The sequence below is a fragment of the Candidatus Poriferisocius sp. genome (genome assembly GCF_965219815.1).
GTDB lineage: Bacteria > Actinomycetota > Acidimicrobiia > Acidimicrobiales > Bin134 > Poriferisocius.
Genome location: NZ_OZ244791.1, coordinates 1,104,083 through 1,125,575 on the forward strand (window position 1 = coordinate 1,104,083; position 21,493 = coordinate 1,125,575).

Here is a 21,493-nt window from a genome sequence, read left to right on the forward strand (position 1 = left end):
CCGACAACGACTAGGTGTTGTAGGCAGTCTCGGCGTGCAGCGACTGGTCTAGGCCGACGCTCTCATCCTCGGCTGAGGCCCGGATTCCCATGGTGCGGTGGAGCACTATGGCGATGATGTAAGTGGCCACGAAGCTGTACGCCATGACCGCCAAGATGGAGATGATCTGGTTGGCCAGCAGCTCGCCGCCGCCGAAGAACACGCCGTCGATGAAGTCGGCACCTTCGATGGCCCCGGAGTCGGCGAAGAACCCGATCAGCACGCCGCCGATGATGCCGCCGAACATGTGGATGCCCACCACGTCTAGGCTGTCGTCGTACTTGTAGCGCAGCTTGAGCCCAATGGCCAAAAAGCACAGCACTCCGGCTGCGGCGCCGATCACGATGGATGACATGGCCCCCACGAAACCGGCTGCGGGGGTGATGGCCACCAGCGCGGCCACAATGCCCGAGGCCATGCCCAGTGCGGTGGGTTTGCCGTCTTTGAGGGTCTCGGCCACCATCCACGAGCACAGCCCGGCGGCTGCCGCCAAGAAGGTGGTCAAGAAGGCATGAGAGGCGGTGAGATCGGAGGCCAGCGCCGAGCCGGCGTTGAACCCGAACCAGCCGAACCACAAGATGCCGGCACCCAGCAGCACCAATGGCAGATTGTGGGGGAAGTCCACATCGCGGGGCCAGCCCTTGCGGGGGCCGAGGACTAGAACCAAGGCCAGGGCAGCCGCACCGGCGTTGATGTGGATGGCCGTACCGCCGGCGAAGTCGTGGGCCGGGAGGTCGGCAATCCAGCCTTCGCCGCCGTAGATCCAATAGACCACCGGCGAATACACCACGAACGACCAGACGGGCACGAAGACGGCCCAGGCGGAGAACTTCATCCGGCCGGCCACCGCGCCGGAGATGAGCGCAGGCGTGATGGCGGCAAAGGTCATGCCGAACACGAATTCCCGCTTGGCCACCATGTCGTCAACCCCGTTGAGCCAGGCGGCGTCGAAGTTCCCGAACAGCGGGAAGCTCCAGTCGCCGGAGGCAAAACCGAAACCGGCCACCGCCCACAGAATGGGGATGATGCCCAGGCAATACAGGTTCATGTTCATCATGTTGAGCACGTTCTTCGTGCCCACCATGCCCCCGTAGAACAGGGCCAGGCCCGGCACCATGAACAAGACCAGCGCTGCGGATACGAGTACCCATGCGGTATCAGCGTCCATCACTACTCCCCGTGCATTGTCGGCCATTCCGCCTGTTGGCACCGCCAGTATGCCAGGTTTGATGGTTGCGGCCCCGAACCAAGCTCCCTTCCTAATCGTGGAGAGTTATCCTTCAAGGGGATTCTCGGGCTGAGTTGGCCGCGGCGACCGGGGATTTCGTTTCGTTGCTTCTGGCCTGCTGGATATGCTTCTTTTTGTGGAGCTCACCACGATGATTGAGACGAGGGCTGGTGTTCGCAGCGGCAAGCCCTGCTTCATTGGCACGCGGATAGCGGTCTACGATGTGCTGGACTATCTGGCAGCGGGGATGACGCCGTCGGAGATAGCTGGTGATTTCCCCGAGTTGAGCGAGCAGCATGTCCTAGCTGCTGTTGAGTTTGCTGCGCTGCGCGAGCGGCGTCTGGCGACTCCTGCGTGAGGCTGCTTCTCGACCAGAATCTGTCGCGCCGCCTTGTGGGAATGCTGGTGGCCGAGTATCCCGGTAGCTGCCACGTTGTCGAAGTCGGGCTCGATACCGCAACGGACCGCGCCATCTGGGAGTACGCGCGTGATCATGGCTTTGCCATCGTTTCGAAGGACTCTGATTTCCGCCAGCTCGCATTCCTGCTGGGTCCGCCCCCCAAGGTCATCTGGCTGAGGGTCGGCAACGCCACAACGCTTAAGATATTCAGTGTTCTCCAGCAGCATCGGGACATAATCGCTGAATTCGGTGCGAGCGAACAGGAAGCCCTACTGGTTCTGCCATCTGAGCTCTAGGGTCGGGGAGAGGTTGGTTATGAGGGTCGGGGGTGTGGGTCAGCTGTGGCGTTGGCGGTGTACGAAGGCCTTGGCCGCTCCCCACGTCAGGCCCGGGGCCTGGAGATCGGGGTGGATGTCGCTGAACGACGCCGGGGCCAGGTTGTAGACGTCGTCGGGGAACCGGTCGATGGCAAAGCGGTCCCGCTCCACTGGGCTTGCGCCGGCGGCGCTCAGCACCTCGGTGGGGTAGCTAACTGCCCGGCGCAAGACGGCCAAAGGGTTTTCCCGCTGATCGTCGATGTCGGCGGCCAGCAGCCGGGTCACCTTGCCGCCCACCTCGGCCGCCGCCGCCGCCCCGGCGGCCTCGGCGGCTTGTCGGTGGTCGGGCCCCATTTCCGGCAGTCGGCTCTCCACCGCCGAAACCACCCATCCGGGCAGGGCCTGCACGATGCCCTCGGCCAATTGCCGGGCGCACTCGGCGAGCTGGCGTTCAGCGGCGAGCAATTCGGCGTCGGTCAACGGCGCGGGGGTGACAGGCCGATGTCTACGGCCTTGCCCAGGGCGGAGTTCAGATTGCCGGAGCGGAGGCCCTCCAGATCCAGGGTGGCGTACCGGTAGCCGGCTTGGCGCATCGCATCCACCACCTCGGCGCGCCGGGCAACCACATCGGCCAGGCGTGCTTCGGGCACCTCTATGCGAGCCAGGTCTCCATAGTGGCGCACCCGAAGCTCGGCGAAGCCCAAGCGCCGCAGGGCGGCTTCGGCGTCGCCCACCGACGCCAGCGCCCCCAACGTGACCGGCGTGCCGTAGGGTATCCGCGAGGCCAGGCAGGGGGCCGCAGGCTTGTCCCAGGTTCGCAAGCCCAGCCGCCGCGACCACTCCCGCACATCGGCTTTGGAGAATCCGGCATCCACCAGGGGGAAGACCGCTCCCCGCTCGGCTGCTGCCCGCTGGCCGGGGCGGTGGTCCCCCAAGTCGTCGGTGTTCACGCCCAGAGCCACCACGGCTGAAAGGTCGGAGGCCAAGGGCGTCACCGCATCCATGAGCGCGTCTTTGCACCAGTAGCACCGGTCGCCGTCGTTGGCCACGTAGGCGGCCTGTCCCATCTCGGCGGTCTGCACCTCACGCCATTGCAGCCCCCATTCGGCAGCCAACGATGCGCAGTCGTCCCGCTCGGCGCGGGCCAGCGAGGGCGACACCGCGGTAACGGCCGTGGCCCGCTCGCCCAGAACGTCGTGGGCCACCCAGGCCAGCAGCGAGGAGTCGGTGCCCCCGCTGAAAGCCACCATAACGTTGCCGAGCCCAGCCAAGTTGCTCCGAAGCCGCTCCCAGTCGCCCATGCCCCCATTGTGGTCGTTAATCAGCGGCTCATGAAACGGGGAGGAGATTAATCGCCTGTTGCTGATTGCTCCCCAGGGCACCTTGTACCTGGCAGTAGCATGAACGCAGATGCGGAGATTTCTCGCGTTCGCTGGTGTTGTGCTCTGTCTGGCGCTTGCCTGGGTCATCCCCGCCACGGCCCAGAACGAGGATGAACCCGACCAATCCCAGCCGACGGTGCTGACGGGAACCCTCCGACTGGGCTTCGACCAGTTCTTCGCCGGTGTCGAGATAACCGCAGCCGACCAATCGGGTAATCAGGTGGGCCAGGCCACCACCGACCAAGACGGGCGCTGGACGATCGAGGTGCCCGCCGCGGGCGACTATTTGGTGACGCTGAACGAGCGGACCCTTCCCGAGGGCATAAGCCTGCGAGAGGGGTACCAGTCCACTACCGAGGCAACCGTGTTGCAGGGCGCCTCCAGGGCCGTCGTGTTCGCGGTGGGCGAAGCCCCCAAGGGCACGCCATTCGGCGAGAGGGCCGCCCAGACTGTTTTCAACGGCCTCAAATTCGGCCTCATCATCGCCATGAGCGCCATCGGCTTGTCGCTCGTTTACGGCACCACCGGGCTTGTCAACTTCGCCCACGGCGAGTTGGTGACGTTCGGAGCGGTTATAGCCTGGTATTTCAACACCTCGTGGGGCAGCCTGAACCTGGTGCTGGCCGCCCTGGCCACCATGGTGGTGTGCGGACTGCTGGGCGCCGGGATGGAGACCGGCCTGTTCCGGCCTTTGCGGCGCAAACGGCTCGGGATTTTCCAGCTCTTGGTGGTCACCATCGGCCTCTCCTTGCTCGGCCGCCAGCTCATCCAGCTCTTCTTCGGTCCCGAGCCCGTTCCCTACACCGACTTCCAGGTGCAGCAGCGGTGGGAGTTCGGGCCCTGGTCGGTCACCCCGAGAGAGGTGGTCACGGTGGTGGCGATCATCGCGGTGCTGGTGGGGGCGGGTTTGGTGCTCCAGTTCTCCCGCTTCGGCAAAGCCACCCGGGCCGTGTCGGACAACCCCGGTCTGGCTGAGGCCTCGGGCATCAACGTGAACCGGGTTGTGCTGTGGGTCTGGGTGCTGGGGACGACGCTGGCAGGGCTGGGAGGCGTGTTCCAGGGGCTGGACACCGACATCGACCCGTTCTTGGGCTTTCAGCTTCTGCTGCTGATTTTCGCCGGGGTGGAGCTCGGAGGATTTGGAACCGGCTTCGGGGCTCTGGTCGGATCGCTCATCATCGGCATGTCCACGGAGGTGAGCACTCTCTGGATATCACCCGAGCTCAAGTTCGTGGTGCCGCTGGCCGCGCTCATTGGCATGGTGCTGCTCCGTCCCCAGGGCCTTTTCGGCATCAAGGCGCGGGTGGGCTAGGTGTACTTCAGGTCGAAGCCGCTCGGGGGCGATTAGGTGGATTTCAGCATCATCTTCGGCAACGCGGCCCGGGCCGCATTCGGCCCCGAGGCAGTGATATTGGCGCTGGCCGCCATCGGCTTGAACGTACACTTCGGCTACACCGGCCTGTTGAACATAGGCCAAGTGGGGTTCTTGCTGCTGGGGGCCTATGGCACCAGCGTCTCGGTAGCCACTTTCGGCTGGTCGCTGTGGGCCGGGGTGGTTGTGGGCCTCTTGCTGTCGGTGGCGTTTGCGGTGGCGCTCGGCATTCCCACGCTGCGCCTGAACACGGTGATGTTCGCCATGGTCACCATTGCCGCTGCGGAGATCATACGGATTCTCATCGGCTCTACCGACGCCATCGGCCTCACCGGGGGCCCGCTCAGCGTGAGTTTCGACGCCGGCGCGTTCTACGACCTGAACCCGTATCCCGACGGGCCTCACGACCGCTACGGCATAGGAACCTTCGAGTTCACCGGCCAGCAGCTCTGGGTGATCACCGTGGGCTGGCTGCTGGTGGCGCTGGTCACCGCCGCGGTGGTCATGTTGGTGAGAAGCCCCTGGGGGCGGGTGCTGAAGTCGATCCGAGAAGATCAGGACGCTGCCCGCAGCCTGGGCAAGAACGTCTTCTCCTACAAGATGCAGGCCCTGGTCATCGGCGGCGTGATAGGCGGGATGGGAGGAGTGATCGACGCCATCAAGACCTCCGGGGCAGACCCCAACGGATTCCGGCCCCAGGTGACCTTCTTCGCCTATACCGCCCTCTTGCTGGGCGGCTCGGCCACCTATCTGGGCCCGGTGCTGGGCGCGGTGTTGTTCTGGTTCCTGCGGGAGTGGATCGAGTCGTTCCTGCGCCAGATCGTCGAAGAAGCCTGGCTGCCCGATGTGGTGGCCGACTTCTTCGACGGCGCCGAAGGGGTCATCAGCGTCGCCACGGTGGGCGTGGCGCTCATTCTGCTGATGCTCTTCAGACCCCAGGGAATTGTGGGCAATCGCACGGAGATGCAGCTCGATGCCAGATGAGCTGACCCCGCAGGCCGACTCGGAACAGCGCGAAGCCGCACTGGCTCCGGCAAATGGCGGGGCGCCTGCCATCGAGCCCGCTCCAGCCGACGGCGGGGTGCCTGCCATCGAGCCCATCTTGACGGTGCCGCATGAGGCGGGCGCTCCAAAGCCTGATCCGATCTTGGAGGTGGACAGCTTGAGCCGCAGCTTCGGCGGCCTGCTGGCGGTGGATGTAGACCACTTGGAAGTGCAGCGGGGGGTCACCACCGCGCTCATTGGGCCGAACGGCGCGGGCAAGACCACCCTGTTCAACCTCTTGAGCGGGTTTGAGCGGGCCGATACCGGGCATTGGTCGTTCAACGGGGAGGCGGTCACCAATCCGTCTGCCGACGTGCTGGCCCGAAAGGGGATGATCCGCACCTTCCAGCTCACCAAATCGCTGGCCAAGCTGACCGTGATCGACAACGTGCTGCTGGGCGCTCCCCGGCAGATGGGCGAGAAGCTCTGGGCGGCCCCGTTCCCCAACAGGTGGCGACCACAGGAGGAGGCCAACACCGAGCGGGCCGAATCGCTGCTGGAGAGGTTCAACCTGGCGCACATGCGCGACGACCTGGCCGGCACGCTGTCGGGGGGCCAGCGCAAGCTGCTGGAAGTGGCCCGGGCGCTCATGGCCGACCCTGTATTGATCATGTTGGACGAGCCCATGGCCGGAGTGAACCCGGCACTGGCCCAGTCGCTCATGCACCACATCACCCAGCTCGTGTACGAAGGGCTCAGCGTGGTCTTCATAGAGCATGCCATGGACGTGGTTACCGGCATCAGCGACTGGGTGGTGGTGCTGGCCCAAGGCCGGGTGATAGCCGAGGGGCCGCCCTGGAAGGTGATCCACGACGACCAGGTGATCGACGCCTACCTGGGGCGGCGCCGAGCGGGGGCGGCGCGGTGAGCGGGGGCAGCGGGCCGGGCCGGTTGACCCCATTGGTGCGGGCCCACGATGTGGTGGCCGGTTATCTGCCGGGGGTGGACATCTTGAACGGCTGCTCGCTGGAGCTGCACACCGGCGAGGTCATCGGGATCATCGGCCCCAATGGGGCGGGAAAGTCCACCTTGCTGAAGGCCGTGTTCGGCTTGGTGGAGGTTCGCTCGGGTTCCATCTTCCTCGGCGAGGAGGACATCACCGGAGTGGCCCCCTTTGAACTGGTGTCCCGGGGCATCGGCTTCGTACCCCAGACCGAGAACGTCTTCCCTCGGCTGACCATTCAGGAAAACCTGGAGATGGGGGTCTTCCAGAGGCCCCACACGTTCGAGGAGCGGTTCGAGGCGGTGGCCGAGCTGTTCCCCCTTCTGGCCGAGCGCCGCAGCCATCGGGCCGACGGGCTGTCGGGGGGCCAGCGCCAGATGGTGGCCATAGGTCGGGCGTTGATGATGGATCCCAAGGTGGTGCTGCTGGACGAGCCCTCGGCCGGGCTCTCTCCGGCCTACCAGGACGAGGTGTTCGAACAGGTCACCCGGATTGCAGAGCGCGGCGTGTCGCTGATTCTGGTGGAGCAGAACGCCCGGCGGTGCCTGGAGATCTGCGACCGCGGCTATGTGCTCGACCAGGGCACCAATGCCTATACCGGAACGGGTCAAGAGCTCCTCGACGATCCCAAGGTGGTCAGCCTGTACCTGGGCACCCTTATGGGCGCCTAGTCCTGCATCGCCATCGCTCCGGTAGGGCACTAGCCTCGGCGGGCAGTGTCGATTGGCGAGGCCGGGACAGGCGCTTTGCGCCGGGGCGAGCTGCTTGCCGACCGCGCCATGGTGGGAGCGGTTCTGTGCCGTGCGCTGGCCCGGCGCGTAGACGAGTGGCTCCAGGGCATCTTCTCAGTCGAGGTGGCCGACCCCGAGGGCATCGCGCTGGTGGCGGTGGGCGGGTACGGCCGATCTGAGCTGTGCCCCTATAGCGACATCGACCTGCTGCTGTTGCACCGCGACCGCCCTGACATCGGCGAGGTCGCCCCCCGTTTGTGGTATCCCATCTGGGACGAGGGTCTCAAGCTCGGCCATTCGGCGCGAACACCTCGGGAGACCCGGGATTTGGCCAAGACCGACCTGGACACGGCCACATCGCTGCTGGATGCCCGCCATGTTGCGGGCGATGCCGATCTGACCGCCGATCTGACTGCCGACAACGCCAACCAGTGGCGTCGGAGCGCCCGGCGGTGGCTCCCCTTGCTGGCCCAGCGGGTGGCCGAGCGGCATCGGCGCTGCGGTGAGGTGGCGTTCAAGCTGGAACCCGACCTCAAGCAGGGGCGGGGAGGGCTGCGAGACGTGCATGCGCTTCGGTGGGCCGAAGAGGGCGTGTTCGAGATGGACGAAGCCGACAGCCGCGAGCTGCGGGCCGACTACGAGGTGATCCTGGCTGCTCGGGTCGAGTTGCACCGCACCACCGATCGCCCCGGCGACCAGCTTCTGCTCCAAGAGCAGGACGGGGTGGCCGCCGCGCTGGACTATTCCGATGCCGATGAGCTGATGGGCGCCATCGCCGGCTCGGCCCGGTCGATTGCCTGGCGCAGCGATGAGATATGGGCCTGGCTGCGGGATTCCGAGCTCCCCCCCGAGTGGCGTCGCCGGCTGCGTCGCCGAACCAGCCGAAACAACACGGAGCTAGATGTCGGCGTGATGGTGCATGAGGGCCGGGCGGTGCTGGCCGCCGACGCTGATGCCGCCGATCCCTGCACTGCTCTGCGCTTGGCCCGGGCGGCTGCCGCCCATGAGCTGCGAATGGACCGCAACAGCCTGGAGCGCCTTCAAGAGCAAATGGCCCCCATGCCGGAACAATGGCCCGACGAAGCCCGCAAGGCGTTCGTGGACACACTGTTGACCGGCGCCGCCGCCCCACCGGTGATCGAGGCGTTGGACCAGATGGACCTTTTCGTGCGCATCCTGCCCGAGTGGGCGCCCAATCGCAGCCGCCCCCAGCGCAACGCCTACCACCAGTTCACCGTGGACCGGCACCTGTGCGAGGCCGCCGCTTTGGCCGCCGATCTGGTAGACCGGGTGGACCGTCCCGACCTGCTGGTTCTGGGGGCCCTGCTCCACGACATCGGCAAGGGCTATCCCGGCGACCACACCGAGGTGGGGATGGAATTGGTGGCCGACATCGCCCACCGGATGGGGTACCCGCCCACCGACGTGGACGTGCTGGTGGCCATGGTGGAGCACCATCTGCTGCTGCCCGACGTGGCCACCCGGCGCGACCTGGAAGATCCCGACACCATTGCCGACGTGGCCCGCCAGGCCCGCTCGGTGGAGACCCTGCGCCTTTTGGGAGCGCTGACCGAGGCCGATTCGGTGGCCACTGGCCCGTCGGCGTGGAGCAAGTGGAAGGCCAGCCTGGTGCGCGAGCTGGTGGCCCGCTGCGCCCATGTGATGGAGGGCGGCGACATCGACGAGATCACCTCCCGGTTCCCCACCCCCGAGCAGCGGGGGCTGATGGAGGCCGGCGAGCGATTGGTGCTGGGCGAAGGCGACACCCTGTTGGTGATCGCCCCCGACCAGCACGGCATGTTCTCTCGCGTGGCGGGGGCGCTGGCTCTGAGCGGTCTGCGGGTGCTCCTGGCCGCGGCCCACTCTGAGTACGGGATGGCGCTGGAGCGGTTCCAGGTGGAGAGCACCTTGGGCTTGGAGATCGACTGGTCCCAGGTCACCGCCTATGTGGAGCAGGCCCTGGCTGGCCGATTGGCGATCGAAGCCCGATTGGCCGAGCGGATTAGCACCTACGAGGTTGAGCCCGATTTCAGCCCCCGGCCGGTTATAGCCCCCAAGGTGAGCGTGGACAACGAATCCTCCTCCACCGCCACCATCATCGAGCTGGCCGCCCAGGCCCGCATCGGCCTGCTGAGCCGGGTTACCAGCGCCCTGTCGCAGCTTGGGCTGGACATCCTCAGCGCCAAGGCACAAGACCTGGGCGGGGATGTGGTCCACGCCTATTACGTCCGCGACGGCGAGGGCAACAAAGTGACCGATCCAGACCACATCAACGAGATCAATCTGGCCCTTCAGCACGCCATCGATACCTGCTCTACCCGGGTATGAGGGCGGTTGGGACCATCTAGCGGCTATGACTGACGAAGGCCGGGCCGTAGTAGGGGAAGGCGACCTGAGGCGGTGGTCGGAGGCTCTGGCCGGGATCGCCCGCACCGGTCTGGCCTTCACCGACAACAAGTACGAGCAGGAGCGGTTCGAGGAGGTGCTGCACGTGGCCGCCGACATGGCCGCCGCGCTGAGCACGGGCTGGACACCCGACAACTTCGTGGCCGAGTGGATGAAGTCGGTGGGCGACGGGGTGCCCGGCTACGTCACCCCCAAGGTGGCGGTGGGCGCGGTGGTGGGCAACGACTGCGGCGAGATCCTATTGGTGCAGCGGGCCGACTCCGGGGTGTGGCTGTACCCCACCGGCTGGGCCGACGTGGGCTACTCCCCCTCAGAGGTGGTGGTGAAGGAGGTGCTGGAGGAGACCGGCATTGTCTGCGAGGTGGAGCGGCCCATCGCCATCCACGACGGCCTGCGGCGGGGGTTCACCACCGTGCCGATGTACTCAATGGTGTTCCTGTGCCGGGCGGTGGGCGGCCAACTCGATCCCCACCCCCTGGAGTGCAGCGACGTTGGATTCTTCGGCCCCGACAATCTCCCCAACGGAGTCCACGGCAGCGACTGGTGGCTGTCCCACTCCTTCGCCGCCATCCGCGGCGACCCCATAGAGTTCCTCTTCGACCACCCCCGCACCCCACCCTGGCGCGGCAACCACGAAGGCTGAGCTCCCCGGCCGTTTCCTAACTTGGCCGCGATCGTCAGCTGCGCTGGTCGCGAAAACGACTTAACTCTCGATTTCAGCATTTGCATAGGAGTCCTTCGCTCGAGATACATCCCAAACCTGTACAACAGTCAATGCCGCGGCAAGCATTGAGATAAGGGCAGACACGGAAAACCACAATCCGAGAGCAGCATGGACGCTGTCTTCGGATATCTCGTACAGCATCAGAAAGGTCACCCCTCCTACAAGGCTTGCCCCGAAGGAGGGAAACACAAACGAGACGAGTGACACTTTTCTCGAAGACACTTTGACTCTTGATTGTGCCCAAACGTACGTGCCCATGAGAGCGACAAATGGTGTGACTAAGATGCCAATTGTCCACCTGCCAGCCCGCGACCAATCCTCGGCCTCAGACGCATTTGGAGGATCTGTGGAAATCACTATGGTGAAGAAGGTAGCCAGAATTGCCAGGTACATGATGACCAAGATGACCCTGAAGCAACCTGGAAAGGCTTTCTTGTATTCCATCTTGTTTCTCCTTTAGCCAGTTGTTCTGGCAACTCGTTGACCTAGTCCCATGTGCAAGAGCATGTGGTTCCTTGACTCAATTTGTGTGGTCCAGCCATGAGTGCAGTTTCTGCACTCGGTTGTCGAGCCAGCGAAGCAGGCGGATGGGCACTTCTACCGACTTGGCCTTTTGGCGTTGCTGCTCGGCCCTTAGGTGGCGGCCGGTGAGATCAAGTCGCAGGTCGCCTACAGCTTCTTGGGGCTCGACAGGACAATAGGTGCCGATCTTGTCTTGTAGGTGGTCGAGAGTATGCGTACTAAGGCAGTACTGGAGTGGGCCAGGGTCTCCGAACCCCGCCGGTGCGACGCTGAAGCTGACGTATTGGGCTAACAGGCCGGCTGGGACGTTGACGGAGAGCGTCGCAACGTTTTGGGTAGATGGAAGGGCTGAGGCTTCAGCATTCGCGATGTAGGAGGGGTCATCCAAGAGCCCCTTCATGTCAGGGATTACTTTGGCGAGGTCCAACTGGCGATTGCATCTCATGCATGGCCGACCGGGCCTAATGACATGGGACCGCCAGGTGGCGTTGCGCATTCCGCCGCTCTCAAGAGGGTCAATTGCAATGCCGCCGTCGATGACGGGTATTAGGTCGGTGTACGCCAAGGAGTTGAGTACAGAACGGGGCCAGGGTCGATCGACGCAAGAGAAGATCAGATCATGATCTAGCGCTAGTTGTAAGCCCTCGGGCTCACAGATCGAGAGGGCAGAGACTTCGATGTTGGGGTTGTCAGCGGTAGCCGCGGTTGTGGCCTGGCGAAGAGCGACATGGATTTTTGGGCGGATCAAACGAGCATCACGCGGTGTGGCTCCGATGAGGCGATCAAGATTGTGGATTTCGACAATGTCGAAGTCCATGACGGTGATCCGGCATAGTCCTGACGCGGCTAGTCGAACTGCGAGGTCTAGTCCAACGCTTCCCGCTCCCACTACGAGGACTCTGCGTCGAGCTAGGTCGGCCTGGCAGCGCTCTCCCCATGCGCTGATCGTACGTAGTTGACTGTGGGTTGTCTGGGGCGGAGGGATGAGTGCGTTATTCCAAGAGACAGCAAGGCGATCTCCGATCACCCTGACATTGTCAGCATGTGTGCAATCAATCTCTCTTCCGGTTCCCGTGTCCCAGTGTCGTGCAGACCAAGTGGTGTCTTCTGTCGCTAGAGTCATCCCGACCAGTGATAGGCCAGTTATCTCTCGTGCGAGATTGGCGTAGCTTGCCTCGGCCTCCTGGTCTAGAGCACTCATTGGTTGCCACTGAGAGCCTCCAGGGTGGCTGTGAAGCAGGACTAGGCCACAGTTCTCCTTGCGAGCGATTTCGGCACCGCGTGAGACGTAACGACCCATTACGGTTGCATTGCCATGGACGCGGCGATCATCGGAGGTCGGAGGTATGACCGAGCTGATCAGTGCGGTCGTTCTGGTCGATCCAGTGGAGGGCCGGTATGTGGCAAGGCACAGATCCTCCTGGCCATCTGGTCGAATAAGCAGGTCTAGGAGTTCCTGCTCGACCTTGATGGTCATCGCTACCGAGACGTGCCGAGTCATTGGATCACCTCATTCAGCACGGTTTGCAGATGCGCCATCCAACATCTTGCTGGTGGCGCGTCCCCCCATCCTGGACAGTCACGGCTGTGTTGTAACCAGCCTGATTTCGATGAGGCATTGCTGTTTGTATTGGCGAATTCGACGTCGGCTGGCAGGTGGATCCAGTGAGGTGGCACCTGGGGCCACCCAACTAGCTCATCCGTAGCTACTCCTACTGCCAAGGTGCAGTTCGCTCGGGCTCCTGCGGCAGGGCGAAAGTGGCAGATGACGAGTTCGGCCTCCACTTCAGGGCAGAGGCCGAACTCGTTCATCGCTTCGACGAAGGCCTGAACCTGCGCCTGCATCAGGCGACCGGTGCACTATGACGCCTCGACACGAAACGCGCATTCTTATGGACTGACACAGTTTCGTCTTCCTTGTACCATGTCGTCTTCAGGTGCTCCTTGCCCTCGACTTCTCCGAGGTCGAACCCAGCAGGGTCCAGACCAGCCAGCTTCAGCAGCTGGGAAGCCCGCTGGCTGAGGTCGTCGGTCTCGTAGGGAACACCGTCGATGGTGAATGGGATCAGGCCCCTTCCCTTGTTGTCGGAATGGGTGCTCATTGGCACCCCTTTCTATTTTGTCGAAATACCTCGACCATCGGGGTACACCCACAGTATAGCTCGTCTGAGAAGAATTTTGTGGCATCATTATGCTGCTAAGATAAATTGATGGCAGAAGATGCGACAGCGGACATCAAGAGCTTGGGGGCAAGGCTTAGGGCACGGCGGATGGCCTTAGGGCTGACCCTTGCACAGGTTGCAGAGGATTCCGGTCTCTCACTCCCGTATGTATCGAACCTTGAGCGAGGACATGGCAATCCAACCCTCGATGCTTTGCGGGCCATCTCTGGGGCGCTTCAGCAATCTCTATCAGACATTCTGGGGGATGAGGTTCCAGAGGGCAGCTTCGACCCCGCTGAGCTTGTCCTGGCCGACGCGCCGTCGTCGCTTCAGGCGTTCACACGCACTGACCGCTTTCTGGAAGTCGCAGACCGTCTAGCAGAGTCACAGGGTGTCTCAGCTGACGAAATGAGGACGCGCTTGATGGTCGGAATGGCTTCCGCGCCGAGGAGAAGTACCGGCGATCCAACGGAGGAAGATTGGCGGCGTCTTCTGGATGCGTATTCCTTGATCCTTGGAGACGGGTAGCTCTGAACCTATGTCGTTTGGGAAGGACGTTCGTGCGGTCGTAGCCAAGATGGTTGAGCTTGTGCCCACAGACGCCCTTGACGACTTGAGGAACGAGGATCCGGCATCAGCGGTCGAGGCCCATTTCGAACCGATCAATGTTTACGAACTGCCGTTCGTAAGAATCGACGGTGAGAGATGCTCAGTCGATGGGTACTACGAGCCATTTGTCGACCCAAGCAGGCAGCACATCTTCTATTCGGAATCCGGAAATCCTGCTCATGACAGGTTTACGATTCTTCATGAGCTCGGACATCACATCGTCAACACAGTCGACTACGGGTTGTTGGATGACCTAGATCTGATAGCGGGAGCCAGAGGAGATCCGGTCCTCGCAGAAGAAGCAGCTTGCCACCGATTCGCTGGTGAGCTCTTGGTTCCCACCCAGCTTCTGGACGACGTGGTTGGCGGAGATCAAGTGACCCCCAGGCATGTCCTGAGGCTTCATGAGTTGTCTTCTGCCAGTTGGGCAGCACTTGCTGTTCGGGTCGCCGATTACTCCAATATCAAAACGGCAGTCGTATTGATCAGGTGCCGGGGGGAAGTGTGGTTTGTGGCTGCCAACTGGCTGACCTCTTGGCCTCGTGGCAGCACCGTCAAGCCAGGTGGTGCCTTAGATCGGGCGTTGCAGAATGCCGTCACTGCACGGAGCGATGTGTTTCGGTTTGGCTTGGGTGGTCAAGACTCAATGTTCTGCGACACAGCCATCGTTGACGAGGGTCTCGCCGTGGCGGTCATGTCGTCCCGGCGGAGCACCCTTGGACTCTCGATTCTTGAAGAAGTAGAACCCACTTGGAAAACCCGGGAAGAGTTCTGCCAATGGTGTGGCGACGAGCGAGACGTTGGCTGGTGCGACCTCTGTTCGGGTCGGAGATGTCGATCCTGCAACAGATGCGGCTGTCAAACCCACGTCAGCAACGATGTTTGTCCTGCATGCCACAGAAGCAATCCATTCAACCCAGATTCGCAAGTCTGTCGAGATTGCGAGGCTGACGGGCTGACCTGAACCCGGCCCTCGGCTATTCAACATCGACTGGCTAGATCAACATCTCGTCGAGGCAGTCCCAAGTTCGCGGGTGCCTACTGGGCCGATTGGCGACGGAACTGTCATTGAGTCCGAGTAGTGTGCCGCTTCTCATCGGCGCGAGGAGGCGGCCTGCAAATACCCAAGGAGGCGTAACACAGATGTTACGGTTGGATTCGGATGGAGTCGAAGGTGTTGTTGAAAGAACTGGATGAGGCTCGTCGGAGGGCGGGGTTGTCCAAGACGGAGTTGGCTCGGTTGGCTGGGACGCAACCGGCGGCTGTACGGCGGTTGTTCTCGGGGAACGGCCACAATCCTCAGATATCTACTGTGGCTGCCCTGGCTGAGGTGCTTGGGCACGAGATTCGTGTCATGCCAAAGTCGAGGGAAGAATTGGCAGCGGCTGCTGAACGGGCGACGGGGACTGTGTCGGCCGCCGAGGAGTTGCGCCGCGTGGACGGGGGGCCGTTCTCAACGATCCTGGCTGACCCGCCGTGGCGGTTTATGAATCGCACCGGGAAGGTGGCCCCTGAGCATCGCCGTCTATCCCGATACGACACTATGACGACGGCGGAGATTCGGGCGTTACCGATTTCGGAGGTCGTGACTGAGAACGCCCACCTCTATCTGTGGGTGCCCAATGCGCTTATCTCTGACGGCCTCCAGGTCCTGGAGTCGTGGGGCTTTACCTACAAGTCGAACATCGTGTGGGCGAAGCGGCGCAAGGATGGCGGGCCGGACGGGCGAGGTGTGGGCTTTTACTTCCGCAACGTGACCGAGCTGATTTTGTTCGGGGTGCGAGGCAGCATGAGGACGCTGCCCCCCGGCCGTCGCCAGGTAAACATGATTGAGACTCGGAAGCGGGAGCATTCCCGCAAGCCTGATGAGCAGTACGACATCATCGAAGACTGCTCTCCCGGGCCATATCTGGAGCTATTTGCCCGCTACTCCAGGCCAGACTGGGTGTCTTGGGGCCTTGAGGCCGACGAGGAGGTCACTCCGCGAGGCCAGCTCTACCCTGCCTACAGCTGAGCCGACAGATGACGAAGTGCTATTCGCTTGAGACGGGCGGCATCAGCGCAAAAGCCTCGTTCTTGAGTTCGTCATAATCAGACTTCGCCTCGCTCCAACTCGAATATTCCAGTTCTCGCCAATTGGCCTTTAGGCCTTCTGCGTCGTCTAGAACCTCTCGGACTTGGTAGGCCAATTCGATGCCCTTGATCTTCTCGGGGCGGATCCCGATGAGAAGCAGCGGGCATTCACCGCCGCCGCCCAAGTTCACTCTCGGGACCAGCTTGTCCCAGTGAGTGGTTGACGTTCCGTACTTGAAGCCACCGTCTTTGCTTTGAATGACCTTTGAAATCAGATCTTGAAGGTCGACACTTCGCGTGACGATCACTCCTACGGCGATCGCTCCCTCGTGGTGCAGCGCTTGGAAGTTGATGAGGTCTCGGTCGAAGAATGGGTCTTTGTTGTTCCACTCCATCTCGACGGCTATTCCAGGTAGCGGCTGCTCCAAGGAGCCGAGGCCGAACATGTCGATCTCGTGCCCCCGGACCTTTGAGACGGGGGCCACATTCCCCTCGAACCCGAGGGCCTTCTCGATGGTTATGTTCTGCTTCCCCCAGACGGTCTGCCCATCTTCTTGTTGGTCCGCCAAAGACTGGTCGAACCGGGCGACGAAGACTGTTCTACCGCCGCCGCCTGATCTCAGCTCATCAAGGGTTGGCTTAAATTGCTCCAGTGCCCTCGTCAGGTCGCGGAATCGGCCTGGAAACGCCTCCTTAAGGATCACGTCGGCGTAACGGGTTGCCTTGAAGTCGTACCCTTCTGGAAGACCGCTGACCGTGATGTCTCGGACTTGACCTGCGAGATCTACGACATCGTCTACCTCGGGAACAGCCTCATCGTGTTGTTCCACAGCAGCGATGGTAGTCAGCTTCGCTGGTCGCGGAGGAACTGCTCTATTTGGTCTACGAACTCGCCGGGGTCGGTGGAGCGCATTTCCTCTATTTCGCCGTTCTCTTCAGTTTCCCGGTCGTAGGCGCTCTCCAGTTCGGCGATGTACTCGGAGGTCTCGTCGGCTTGGTCGGCCAGCTCGGACACGTGCCGCTCGTAGCTTTCGGCCATCTCCTCAAGCTCCGAGGTGTCGGGGGAGAGGTCCAGCAGGGTTCCGAGCCTTCGCACCAGGGCGAGGGAGGCCTTGGGGGAGGGAATCTCGGAGGCGTAGCCCGGCACCGCGGCCCACAGTGAGGCGGTTTGCAGCCCGGCGGTGGCGCAGGCGTTGTGGAGCACCCCAACGATGCCGGTGGGGCCCTCGTAGCTGGAGGGGGTGAGGCCGAGTTGGGCCGCCATCTCGGGATCGTCGCTGCTGCCGTAAATGGGGGTGGGCCGGGTGTGGGGGACGTCGGTCAACAGCGCCCCCAGGGTGACCACCAGCGGGCTGTCGAGCCGCTGGGCCATGTCCACGATCTGCTGGGCGAAGGTTCGCCACTTGAGCTGAGGCTCGGTGCCCACCAGCAGGGCCAACTCGGTGTCGGCCCCGTCGGGTGTCTCGGCGCCGGTCACGGTGGCCGCCATCAGATCGTTGCTGGGCCAGATCAACGACCGGGAGCCGTCGTCCTCCAAGTGAAGCCGGGGGCGAGTGTCAGCGAAGTCGTAAAACGGCTCGGGGTCCAACGTGGCCACCTCGGTGGTGTCCCAGCGGCTGGCCAACCAGGCCAGCGCCCCCGATGCGGCATCTCCGGCGTCGTTCCAGCCGGTGAAGGCAGCCACTAGGGCTGGCCGGTTGCGTGGGGAATCGTCCACCCAGCTGATCAGCGTCACTCGCCCAACCTATCGCCCCGCTCGGGGGAACCTCATCTCGCGCCGGTAGTCTCGCCCCATGGCGGTAAAGATCACCGAGGCCACCGAGGCCACCGAGGCCACCGCAGATCTGGTGGAGGCGTTCGAGCGCCTCACTCCCCAACTCTCGTCGTCAAACCCGCCCCCGTCGGCCGAGGCCCTGGAATCCATCGCTTCCTCAGATGCCACCCGGCTGCTAATCGCCCGTTCCGAGGATGTCATCGTGGGCAGCCTCACCCTGGTGCTGGTGCGCATCCCCACCGGGTTGCGGGCCATTATCGAAGACGTGGTGGTGGACGAGCAGGTTCGGGGTCAGGGGGTGGGTCGGGCGCTCAACGAGGCGGCGCTGGAATTGGCCCGAGATGCGGGGGCGGTGACCGTGGATCTGACCTCCCGCCCGTCGAGGGAAGCGGCAAACCGCCTCTATCTTCGTCTCGGCTTTGAGATCCGAGACACCAACGTTTACCGCTACAGACTCTGAGTTCAGGCGACCGTGATAGTTGAGCCGCTACAGACTCTGAGTTTGCTGGGCGGAGCTAGCTGCCGTCGCCGTTGACGCTGACCGGGACTTCGTTGGGGAAGTGGCAGGCCACGTAGTGGTCGGGGGCGACCTCCCGGAGCTCAGGCTCCTCTTCTGAGCACAGATCCTGCACTTTCTCGCACCGGGTGCGGAAGCGGCAGCCCGAGGGGGGATTGATGGGCGACGGCAGTTCGCCCTCGATCTGGCGGTCGGATACCGGATGGTCGGGATCGGGCTCCGGGATGGAGGCCAGCAGCACGTCGGTGTAGGGGTGGGCGGGGTGGGCGTAGAGAGTGTCGGGCCCGGCCACCTCGCACACCTTGCCCAGATACATCACCACCACCCGGTCGGACACGTTCTTGACCACAGCCAGATCGTGGGCGATGAATACCAGGGTCAGCCCGTAGCGCTCCTTCATCTCCTCCAAGAGGTTCAAGATCTGGGCCTGTACCGACACGTCCAGCGCCGACACCGGCTCGTCGCAGATGATCACCTTGGGATCGAGCACCAGGGCCCGGGCGATGCAGATGCGCTGGCACTGGCCCCCGGAGAACTGATGGGGGCGGCGGTCGGACACCACCTCGGGGTCGAGCCCCACTGCGTCGAGCACCTCGTTCACTTTCTGGACGGCCGTGTCTCCGGCATCGTTGTGCCAGATGGACAGGCCCTCGGCCACGATGTCCTTCACCTTGCGCCGGGGGTTCAGCGACGAAATCGGGTCTTGGAAGATCATCTGCATCCGGGTGCGGGTGCGGCGCAGATCCTCCTTGGACAGTTCTGTCATCTCCACGCCGTCGAATCGCACCGATCCCGCCGTGGGCGAGGGCAACTGCATCATCGCCCGTCCGGTGGTGGACTTGCCGCAGCCCGACTCGCCCACCAAACCCAGAGTCTCCCCTTCGAGGATGTCGAAGCTGATGCCCGACACGGCGTGGACCACGGCCCGACGTCCGGCGGGAAACTCCATCACCAGATCCTCGACGGAAATCAGGGCTTCCTCGCCCCTCATATGGACTTTGCCAGTTCCAGCCATTAGTGAGTCCTCCTCGAGATTGCGATCGCCGGACTAGGAGACAGCGGCGGCGGTCAGGTCGAGACCGGCGGCGGTTATTCCCGTTGCCTGGTTGGCGGCCAGTGCTTCGGCGTTTTCTGGTGATCCCACCGGGTAGAAGCAGGCTTGGCGGTGTCCGGTCTGGCCAGTGTCGAACAGTTCCGGCTCCCTGGTGATGCACTGCTCTTGCGCGTAGCGGCACCGAGGGGCGAACCGGCATCCCACCAGATCGAGAACCATGTCGGGCGGGCGGCCGCTGATGGCGTCGAGCCGGGTGTGGCTCTGGTGCTCCACTCTGGGGATCGACTTGAACAGCGCCTCGGTGTAGGGGTGGTTCATGTGGTGGAACAGCGTGGTGGTGTCGGCGGTCTCCACCATCTTTCCGGCGTACATCACCCCGATGCGACGGGCTCGGCCGGCCACCACGCCCAAGTCGTGGGTGATGAGGATCATGGCCATGCCCAACTCCTCTTGGAGCGATGCCAGCAGGTCGAGGATCTGCTTCTGCACGGTCACGTCCAGCGCAGTGGTGGGCTCATCGGCGATCAGCAGCTTGGGGTTGCAGGCCAAGGCGATGGCGATGGTCACCCGCTGGCGCATCCCGCCCGACAGCTGGTGGGGATACTCCTTTAGCCGCTTGCGGGGTTCGGGGATGCCCACCTGCACCATGAGCTCCAGCGCCCTCTCCATGGCCTCCTGCTTGGACGCACCAAGGTGGTAGCGGATGGACTCGGTGATCTGGATGCCCACCTTCTTGACCGGGTTCAACGAGGTCATCGGATCTTGGAAGATCATTGCCATCTGGGTGCCCCAGAAGTGCTTGGCCTCGCTTCGGCTCAGGTTACGGGTGTCTTTGCCGTCGAAGAACACCTCGGAGCCATCGGGAATGATGGCGTTGCTGGTCAAGATGTTCATGATCGAGCGCACCAGCACCGACTTGCCCGAACCTGACTCACCCACAATGCCGATGGTCTCGCCCTTGTCCAACGTGAAGCTCACCCCGTCGACCGCCTTCAGGATTCCTCTTGGCGTATCGAAATAGGTACGGAGGTTCTCCACCTCCAAGAGCGGACGCTCAGCTGCCACGGCTTTCCCCCCGTCGTCTACGGACTGCCCTCAAACTGGCTGACATGGTAGGCGAATCTCAATCCATCTGGGAAGCCTAGGACCTCTCCCGGCTCGGCGGAGGTCGATTGCCGCGTCGCCCGCCGAAGTCCCCCATGCCGCCGAAGAGCCCGGTTATCCCGTACTTGCGCCGAATCTGGGCCCGTACCGACATCGGCTGGCCGAACTCGTCCAGTACTTCCTCGGCCACCCCGTCGGGGTCTTCCTTGTCGCGGTTGTAGGCGATGACCGTGGTTCCCGCCACCCAGTCCGACACCGTACGACGTCGGCGATCGAAGGGGACCGTCAGGTAGGTGGCCGCGTTCACGATGATCCCGCCGAGCACCACGGGGGGCGCAATCCACGACACCCCGCCCACCAGCCATCGGGCGCCGCACCGGCCCAAACCGAGGTGGCTGCCGTCTTTGGTGCGCACGGCCCGCAGCTTCATCAAATCCATGGCCGGGGTCTGGCCCTCGTTCCAGCGCAGGAACACCATCGTGTATACGAAGTGGAAGAAGATGTAGCCCAAGATGGCAGCGGTGGCCCGGCCCCAGGGCTCGGGCTGCCACCGGTTGGACACGTCGTCCATGAACCACAGGAGTTGGATCACGGTGAGCATCCACTGGATGAAGAACACGGTGATGGCGTCGATCAGCCGGGCCAGCGCCCGCCTCCACACCGCGGCCACCGGATACGGCTTGCCCTCGGGCCCGGCCACGATGGTCGCGCCCTCGGGGAACTCGTCGTCGCCCAGCGGGGTCTTTCGCGGTTTCGAGCGCCTAGATGAGCCGGAAGCGTGCTGTCGCCGTGCTTTGGTTTCAGCACGGGCCACAGCAGCGTGTTCGAATGAACCTCCCCTGCCCATCATGGAAGTGGCCTCACAGAAGTTCCTCTACGAGCTCGGAGGGGCGGGCAATCACGGCCTGGTCGCCGCGGACCACCACCGGACGCTGCATCAGCTTGGGGTGCTCCAGCAGCAGATCGACCACCGCACCGGCGCTCCGATAGTCGCCGATGTTCAGCCCGAGCTCCTTGAAGTGGTTGTCCTCCCGCACCAGATCAGTGGGCTCGTTGGGCAGCAGCTCCAAGAACCGCTCCAGGTCGACCCGC

The 21,493-nt window shown here is 63.4% G+C and carries 23 protein-coding genes and 2 pseudogenes; 13 read left to right on the plus strand and 12 right to left on the minus strand.

Going from position 1 to position 21,493, the window contains the following annotated elements; all coding sequences use genetic code 11:
- Positions 1 to 10: 10 nt before the first annotated feature.
- The gene (locus tag ACOQPI_RS05245; protein WP_420618640.1) at positions 11 to 1,207 is read right to left on the minus strand and encodes an ammonium transporter; all 1,197 of its coding nucleotides are present in this window, start codon (positions 1,205 to 1,207) and stop codon (positions 11 to 13) included.
- 184 nt (positions 1,208 to 1,391) lie between these two features.
- Here ACOQPI_RS05245 and ACOQPI_RS05250 point away from each other — a divergent pair, with 184 nt between their 5' ends.
- Together ACOQPI_RS05250 and ACOQPI_RS05255 are read left to right on the plus strand one after the other, a co-directional pair.
- A complete protein-coding gene (locus ACOQPI_RS05250; protein ID WP_420618641.1) occupies positions 1,392 to 1,625 on the plus strand; it encodes a DUF433 domain-containing protein in 234 nt (77 codons plus the stop codon).
- Positions 1,622 to 1,963: a DUF5615 family PIN-like protein gene (locus ACOQPI_RS05255; RefSeq protein ID WP_420618642.1), complete on the plus strand. Its 342-nt coding sequence runs from the start codon at positions 1,622 to 1,624 to the stop codon at positions 1,961 to 1,963. Before ACOQPI_RS05250 ends, ACOQPI_RS05255 begins: the two co-directional genes overlap by 4 nt.
- A 39-nt stretch (positions 1,964 to 2,002) precedes the next feature.
- On the opposite strand, the gene ACOQPI_RS05260 is transcribed toward ACOQPI_RS05255, so the two are convergent.
- The gene (locus ACOQPI_RS05260; RefSeq protein WP_420618643.1) at positions 2,003 to 2,464 is read right to left on the minus strand and encodes a hypothetical protein; all 462 of its coding nucleotides are present in this window, start codon (positions 2,462 to 2,464) and stop codon (positions 2,003 to 2,005) included.
- Positions 2,461 to 3,285, minus strand: coding sequence for an ATP-dependent sacrificial sulfur transferase LarE (gene larE, locus ACOQPI_RS05265; protein WP_420618644.1), 825 nt, complete (start codon positions 3,283 to 3,285; stop codon positions 2,461 to 2,463). The genes ACOQPI_RS05260 and larE overlap by 4 nt, the downstream gene beginning before the upstream one ends.
- Before the next feature lie 109 nt (positions 3,286 to 3,394).
- On the opposite strand from larE, the gene ACOQPI_RS05270 reads away from it, so the two are divergent.
- From ACOQPI_RS05270 to ACOQPI_RS05295, 6 genes are read left to right on the plus strand one after another with little or no spacing between them, the layout of a single operon-like run.
- The gene (locus ACOQPI_RS05270; RefSeq protein ID WP_420618645.1) at positions 3,395 to 4,678 is read left to right on the plus strand and encodes an ABC transporter permease subunit; all 1,284 of its coding nucleotides are present in this window, start codon (positions 3,395 to 3,397) and stop codon (positions 4,676 to 4,678) included.
- Positions 4,679 to 4,714: 36 nt separating this feature from the next.
- Entirely contained in the window at positions 4,715 to 5,722 is a 1,008-nt protein-coding gene (locus ACOQPI_RS05275) for a branched-chain amino acid ABC transporter permease (protein ID WP_420618646.1), read from the plus strand.
- Positions 5,712 to 6,650, plus strand: coding sequence for an ABC transporter ATP-binding protein (locus ACOQPI_RS05280; RefSeq protein ID WP_420618647.1), 939 nt, complete (start codon positions 5,712 to 5,714; stop codon positions 6,648 to 6,650). The genes ACOQPI_RS05275 and ACOQPI_RS05280 overlap by 11 nt, the downstream gene beginning before the upstream one ends.
- The gene (locus ACOQPI_RS05285) at positions 6,647 to 7,396 is read left to right on the plus strand and encodes an ABC transporter ATP-binding protein (protein ID WP_420618648.1); all 750 of its coding nucleotides are present in this window, start codon (positions 6,647 to 6,649) and stop codon (positions 7,394 to 7,396) included. The genes ACOQPI_RS05280 and ACOQPI_RS05285 overlap by 4 nt, the downstream gene beginning before the upstream one ends.
- A gap of 45 nt (positions 7,397 to 7,441) precedes the next feature.
- Positions 7,442 to 9,784, plus strand: a complete 2,343-nt coding sequence (locus tag ACOQPI_RS05290) for a [protein-PII] uridylyltransferase (protein WP_420618649.1) — start codon at positions 7,442 to 7,444, stop codon at positions 9,782 to 9,784.
- 25 nt (positions 9,785 to 9,809) lie between these two features.
- A complete protein-coding gene (locus ACOQPI_RS05295; protein ID WP_420618650.1) occupies positions 9,810 to 10,505 on the plus strand; it encodes an NUDIX hydrolase N-terminal domain-containing protein in 696 nt (231 codons plus the stop codon).
- A gap of 60 nt (positions 10,506 to 10,565) precedes the next feature.
- On the opposite strand, the gene ACOQPI_RS05300 is transcribed toward ACOQPI_RS05295, so the two are convergent.
- The 3 genes from ACOQPI_RS05300 to ACOQPI_RS05310 all read right to left on the minus strand — a co-directional run bounded on the left by ACOQPI_RS05300 (position 10,566) and on the right by ACOQPI_RS05310 (position 13,210).
- Entirely contained in the window at positions 10,566 to 11,030 is a 465-nt protein-coding gene (locus ACOQPI_RS05300; RefSeq protein WP_419849977.1) for a hypothetical protein, read from the minus strand.
- Between the two features lie 76 nt (positions 11,031 to 11,106).
- Entirely contained in the window at positions 11,107 to 12,609 is a 1,503-nt protein-coding gene (locus ACOQPI_RS05305) for a ThiF family adenylyltransferase (protein WP_420618651.1), read from the minus strand.
- Between the two features lie 343 nt (positions 12,610 to 12,952).
- Complete coding sequence (locus ACOQPI_RS05310; RefSeq protein ID WP_419849979.1) at positions 12,953 to 13,210, minus strand: hypothetical protein; 258 nt, start codon at positions 13,208 to 13,210, stop codon at positions 12,953 to 12,955.
- 108 nt (positions 13,211 to 13,318) lie between these two features.
- On the opposite strand from ACOQPI_RS05310, the gene ACOQPI_RS05315 reads away from it, so the two are divergent.
- The 4 genes and pseudogenes from ACOQPI_RS05315 to ACOQPI_RS05330 form a co-directional block, all read left to right on the plus strand.
- A complete protein-coding gene (locus ACOQPI_RS05315; protein ID WP_420618652.1) occupies positions 13,319 to 13,798 on the plus strand; it encodes a helix-turn-helix domain-containing protein in 480 nt (159 codons plus the stop codon).
- A 10-nt stretch (positions 13,799 to 13,808) separates the two neighbouring features.
- Positions 13,809 to 14,843: an ImmA/IrrE family metallo-endopeptidase gene (locus ACOQPI_RS05320; protein WP_420618653.1), complete on the plus strand. Its 1,035-nt coding sequence runs from the start codon at positions 13,809 to 13,811 to the stop codon at positions 14,841 to 14,843.
- 198 nt (positions 14,844 to 15,041) lie between these two features.
- A pseudogene (locus tag ACOQPI_RS05325) lies at positions 15,042 to 15,206 on the plus strand (helix-turn-helix domain-containing protein); the annotation flags it as partial.
- Positions 15,207 to 15,233: 27 nt separating this feature from the next.
- Positions 15,234 to 15,890 (plus strand): annotated as a pseudogene (locus ACOQPI_RS05330) (MT-A70 family methyltransferase); the annotation flags it as partial.
- Between the two features lie 22 nt (positions 15,891 to 15,912).
- Here the strand turns inward: ACOQPI_RS05330 and ACOQPI_RS05335 are convergent.
- Positions 15,913 to 16,782 (minus strand): BglII/BstYI family type II restriction endonuclease, encoded by an 870-nt coding sequence (locus ACOQPI_RS05335; RefSeq protein ID WP_420618654.1) that lies wholly within the window; start codon positions 16,780 to 16,782, stop codon positions 15,913 to 15,915.
- A 14-nt stretch (positions 16,783 to 16,796) separates the two neighbouring features.
- Positions 16,797 to 17,687, minus strand: a complete 891-nt coding sequence (locus tag ACOQPI_RS05340) for a PAC2 family protein (protein ID WP_420618655.1) — start codon at positions 17,685 to 17,687, stop codon at positions 16,797 to 16,799.
- A gap of 58 nt (positions 17,688 to 17,745) precedes the next feature.
- On the opposite strand from ACOQPI_RS05340, the gene ACOQPI_RS05345 reads away from it, so the two are divergent.
- Positions 17,746 to 18,186 carry a GNAT family N-acetyltransferase gene (locus ACOQPI_RS05345; protein ID WP_420618656.1) on the plus strand — a complete coding sequence of 147 codons (441 nt, stop codon included), beginning with the start codon at positions 17,746 to 17,748 and terminating at the stop codon, positions 18,184 to 18,186.
- Between the two features lie 55 nt (positions 18,187 to 18,241).
- On the opposite strand, the gene ACOQPI_RS05350 is transcribed toward ACOQPI_RS05345, so the two are convergent.
- The 4 genes from ACOQPI_RS05350 to ACOQPI_RS05365 all read right to left on the minus strand — a co-directional run bounded on the left by ACOQPI_RS05350 (position 18,242) and on the right by ACOQPI_RS05365 (position 21,471).
- Complete coding sequence (locus ACOQPI_RS05350; protein WP_420618657.1) at positions 18,242 to 19,258, minus strand: ABC transporter ATP-binding protein; 1,017 nt, start codon at positions 19,256 to 19,258, stop codon at positions 18,242 to 18,244.
- Positions 19,259 to 19,291: 33 nt separating this feature from the next.
- A complete protein-coding gene (locus ACOQPI_RS05355; protein ID WP_420618658.1) occupies positions 19,292 to 20,362 on the minus strand; it encodes an ABC transporter ATP-binding protein in 1,071 nt (356 codons plus the stop codon).
- A 76-nt stretch (positions 20,363 to 20,438) separates the two neighbouring features.
- Positions 20,439 to 21,215: an RDD family protein gene (locus ACOQPI_RS05360; RefSeq protein WP_420618659.1), complete on the minus strand. Its 777-nt coding sequence runs from the start codon at positions 21,213 to 21,215 to the stop codon at positions 20,439 to 20,441.
- A 46-nt stretch (positions 21,216 to 21,261) separates the two neighbouring features.
- Complete coding sequence (locus ACOQPI_RS05365; protein ID WP_420618660.1) at positions 21,262 to 21,471, minus strand: ArsC/Spx/MgsR family protein; 210 nt, start codon at positions 21,469 to 21,471, stop codon at positions 21,262 to 21,264.
- Positions 21,472 to 21,493 lie beyond the last annotated feature (22 nt).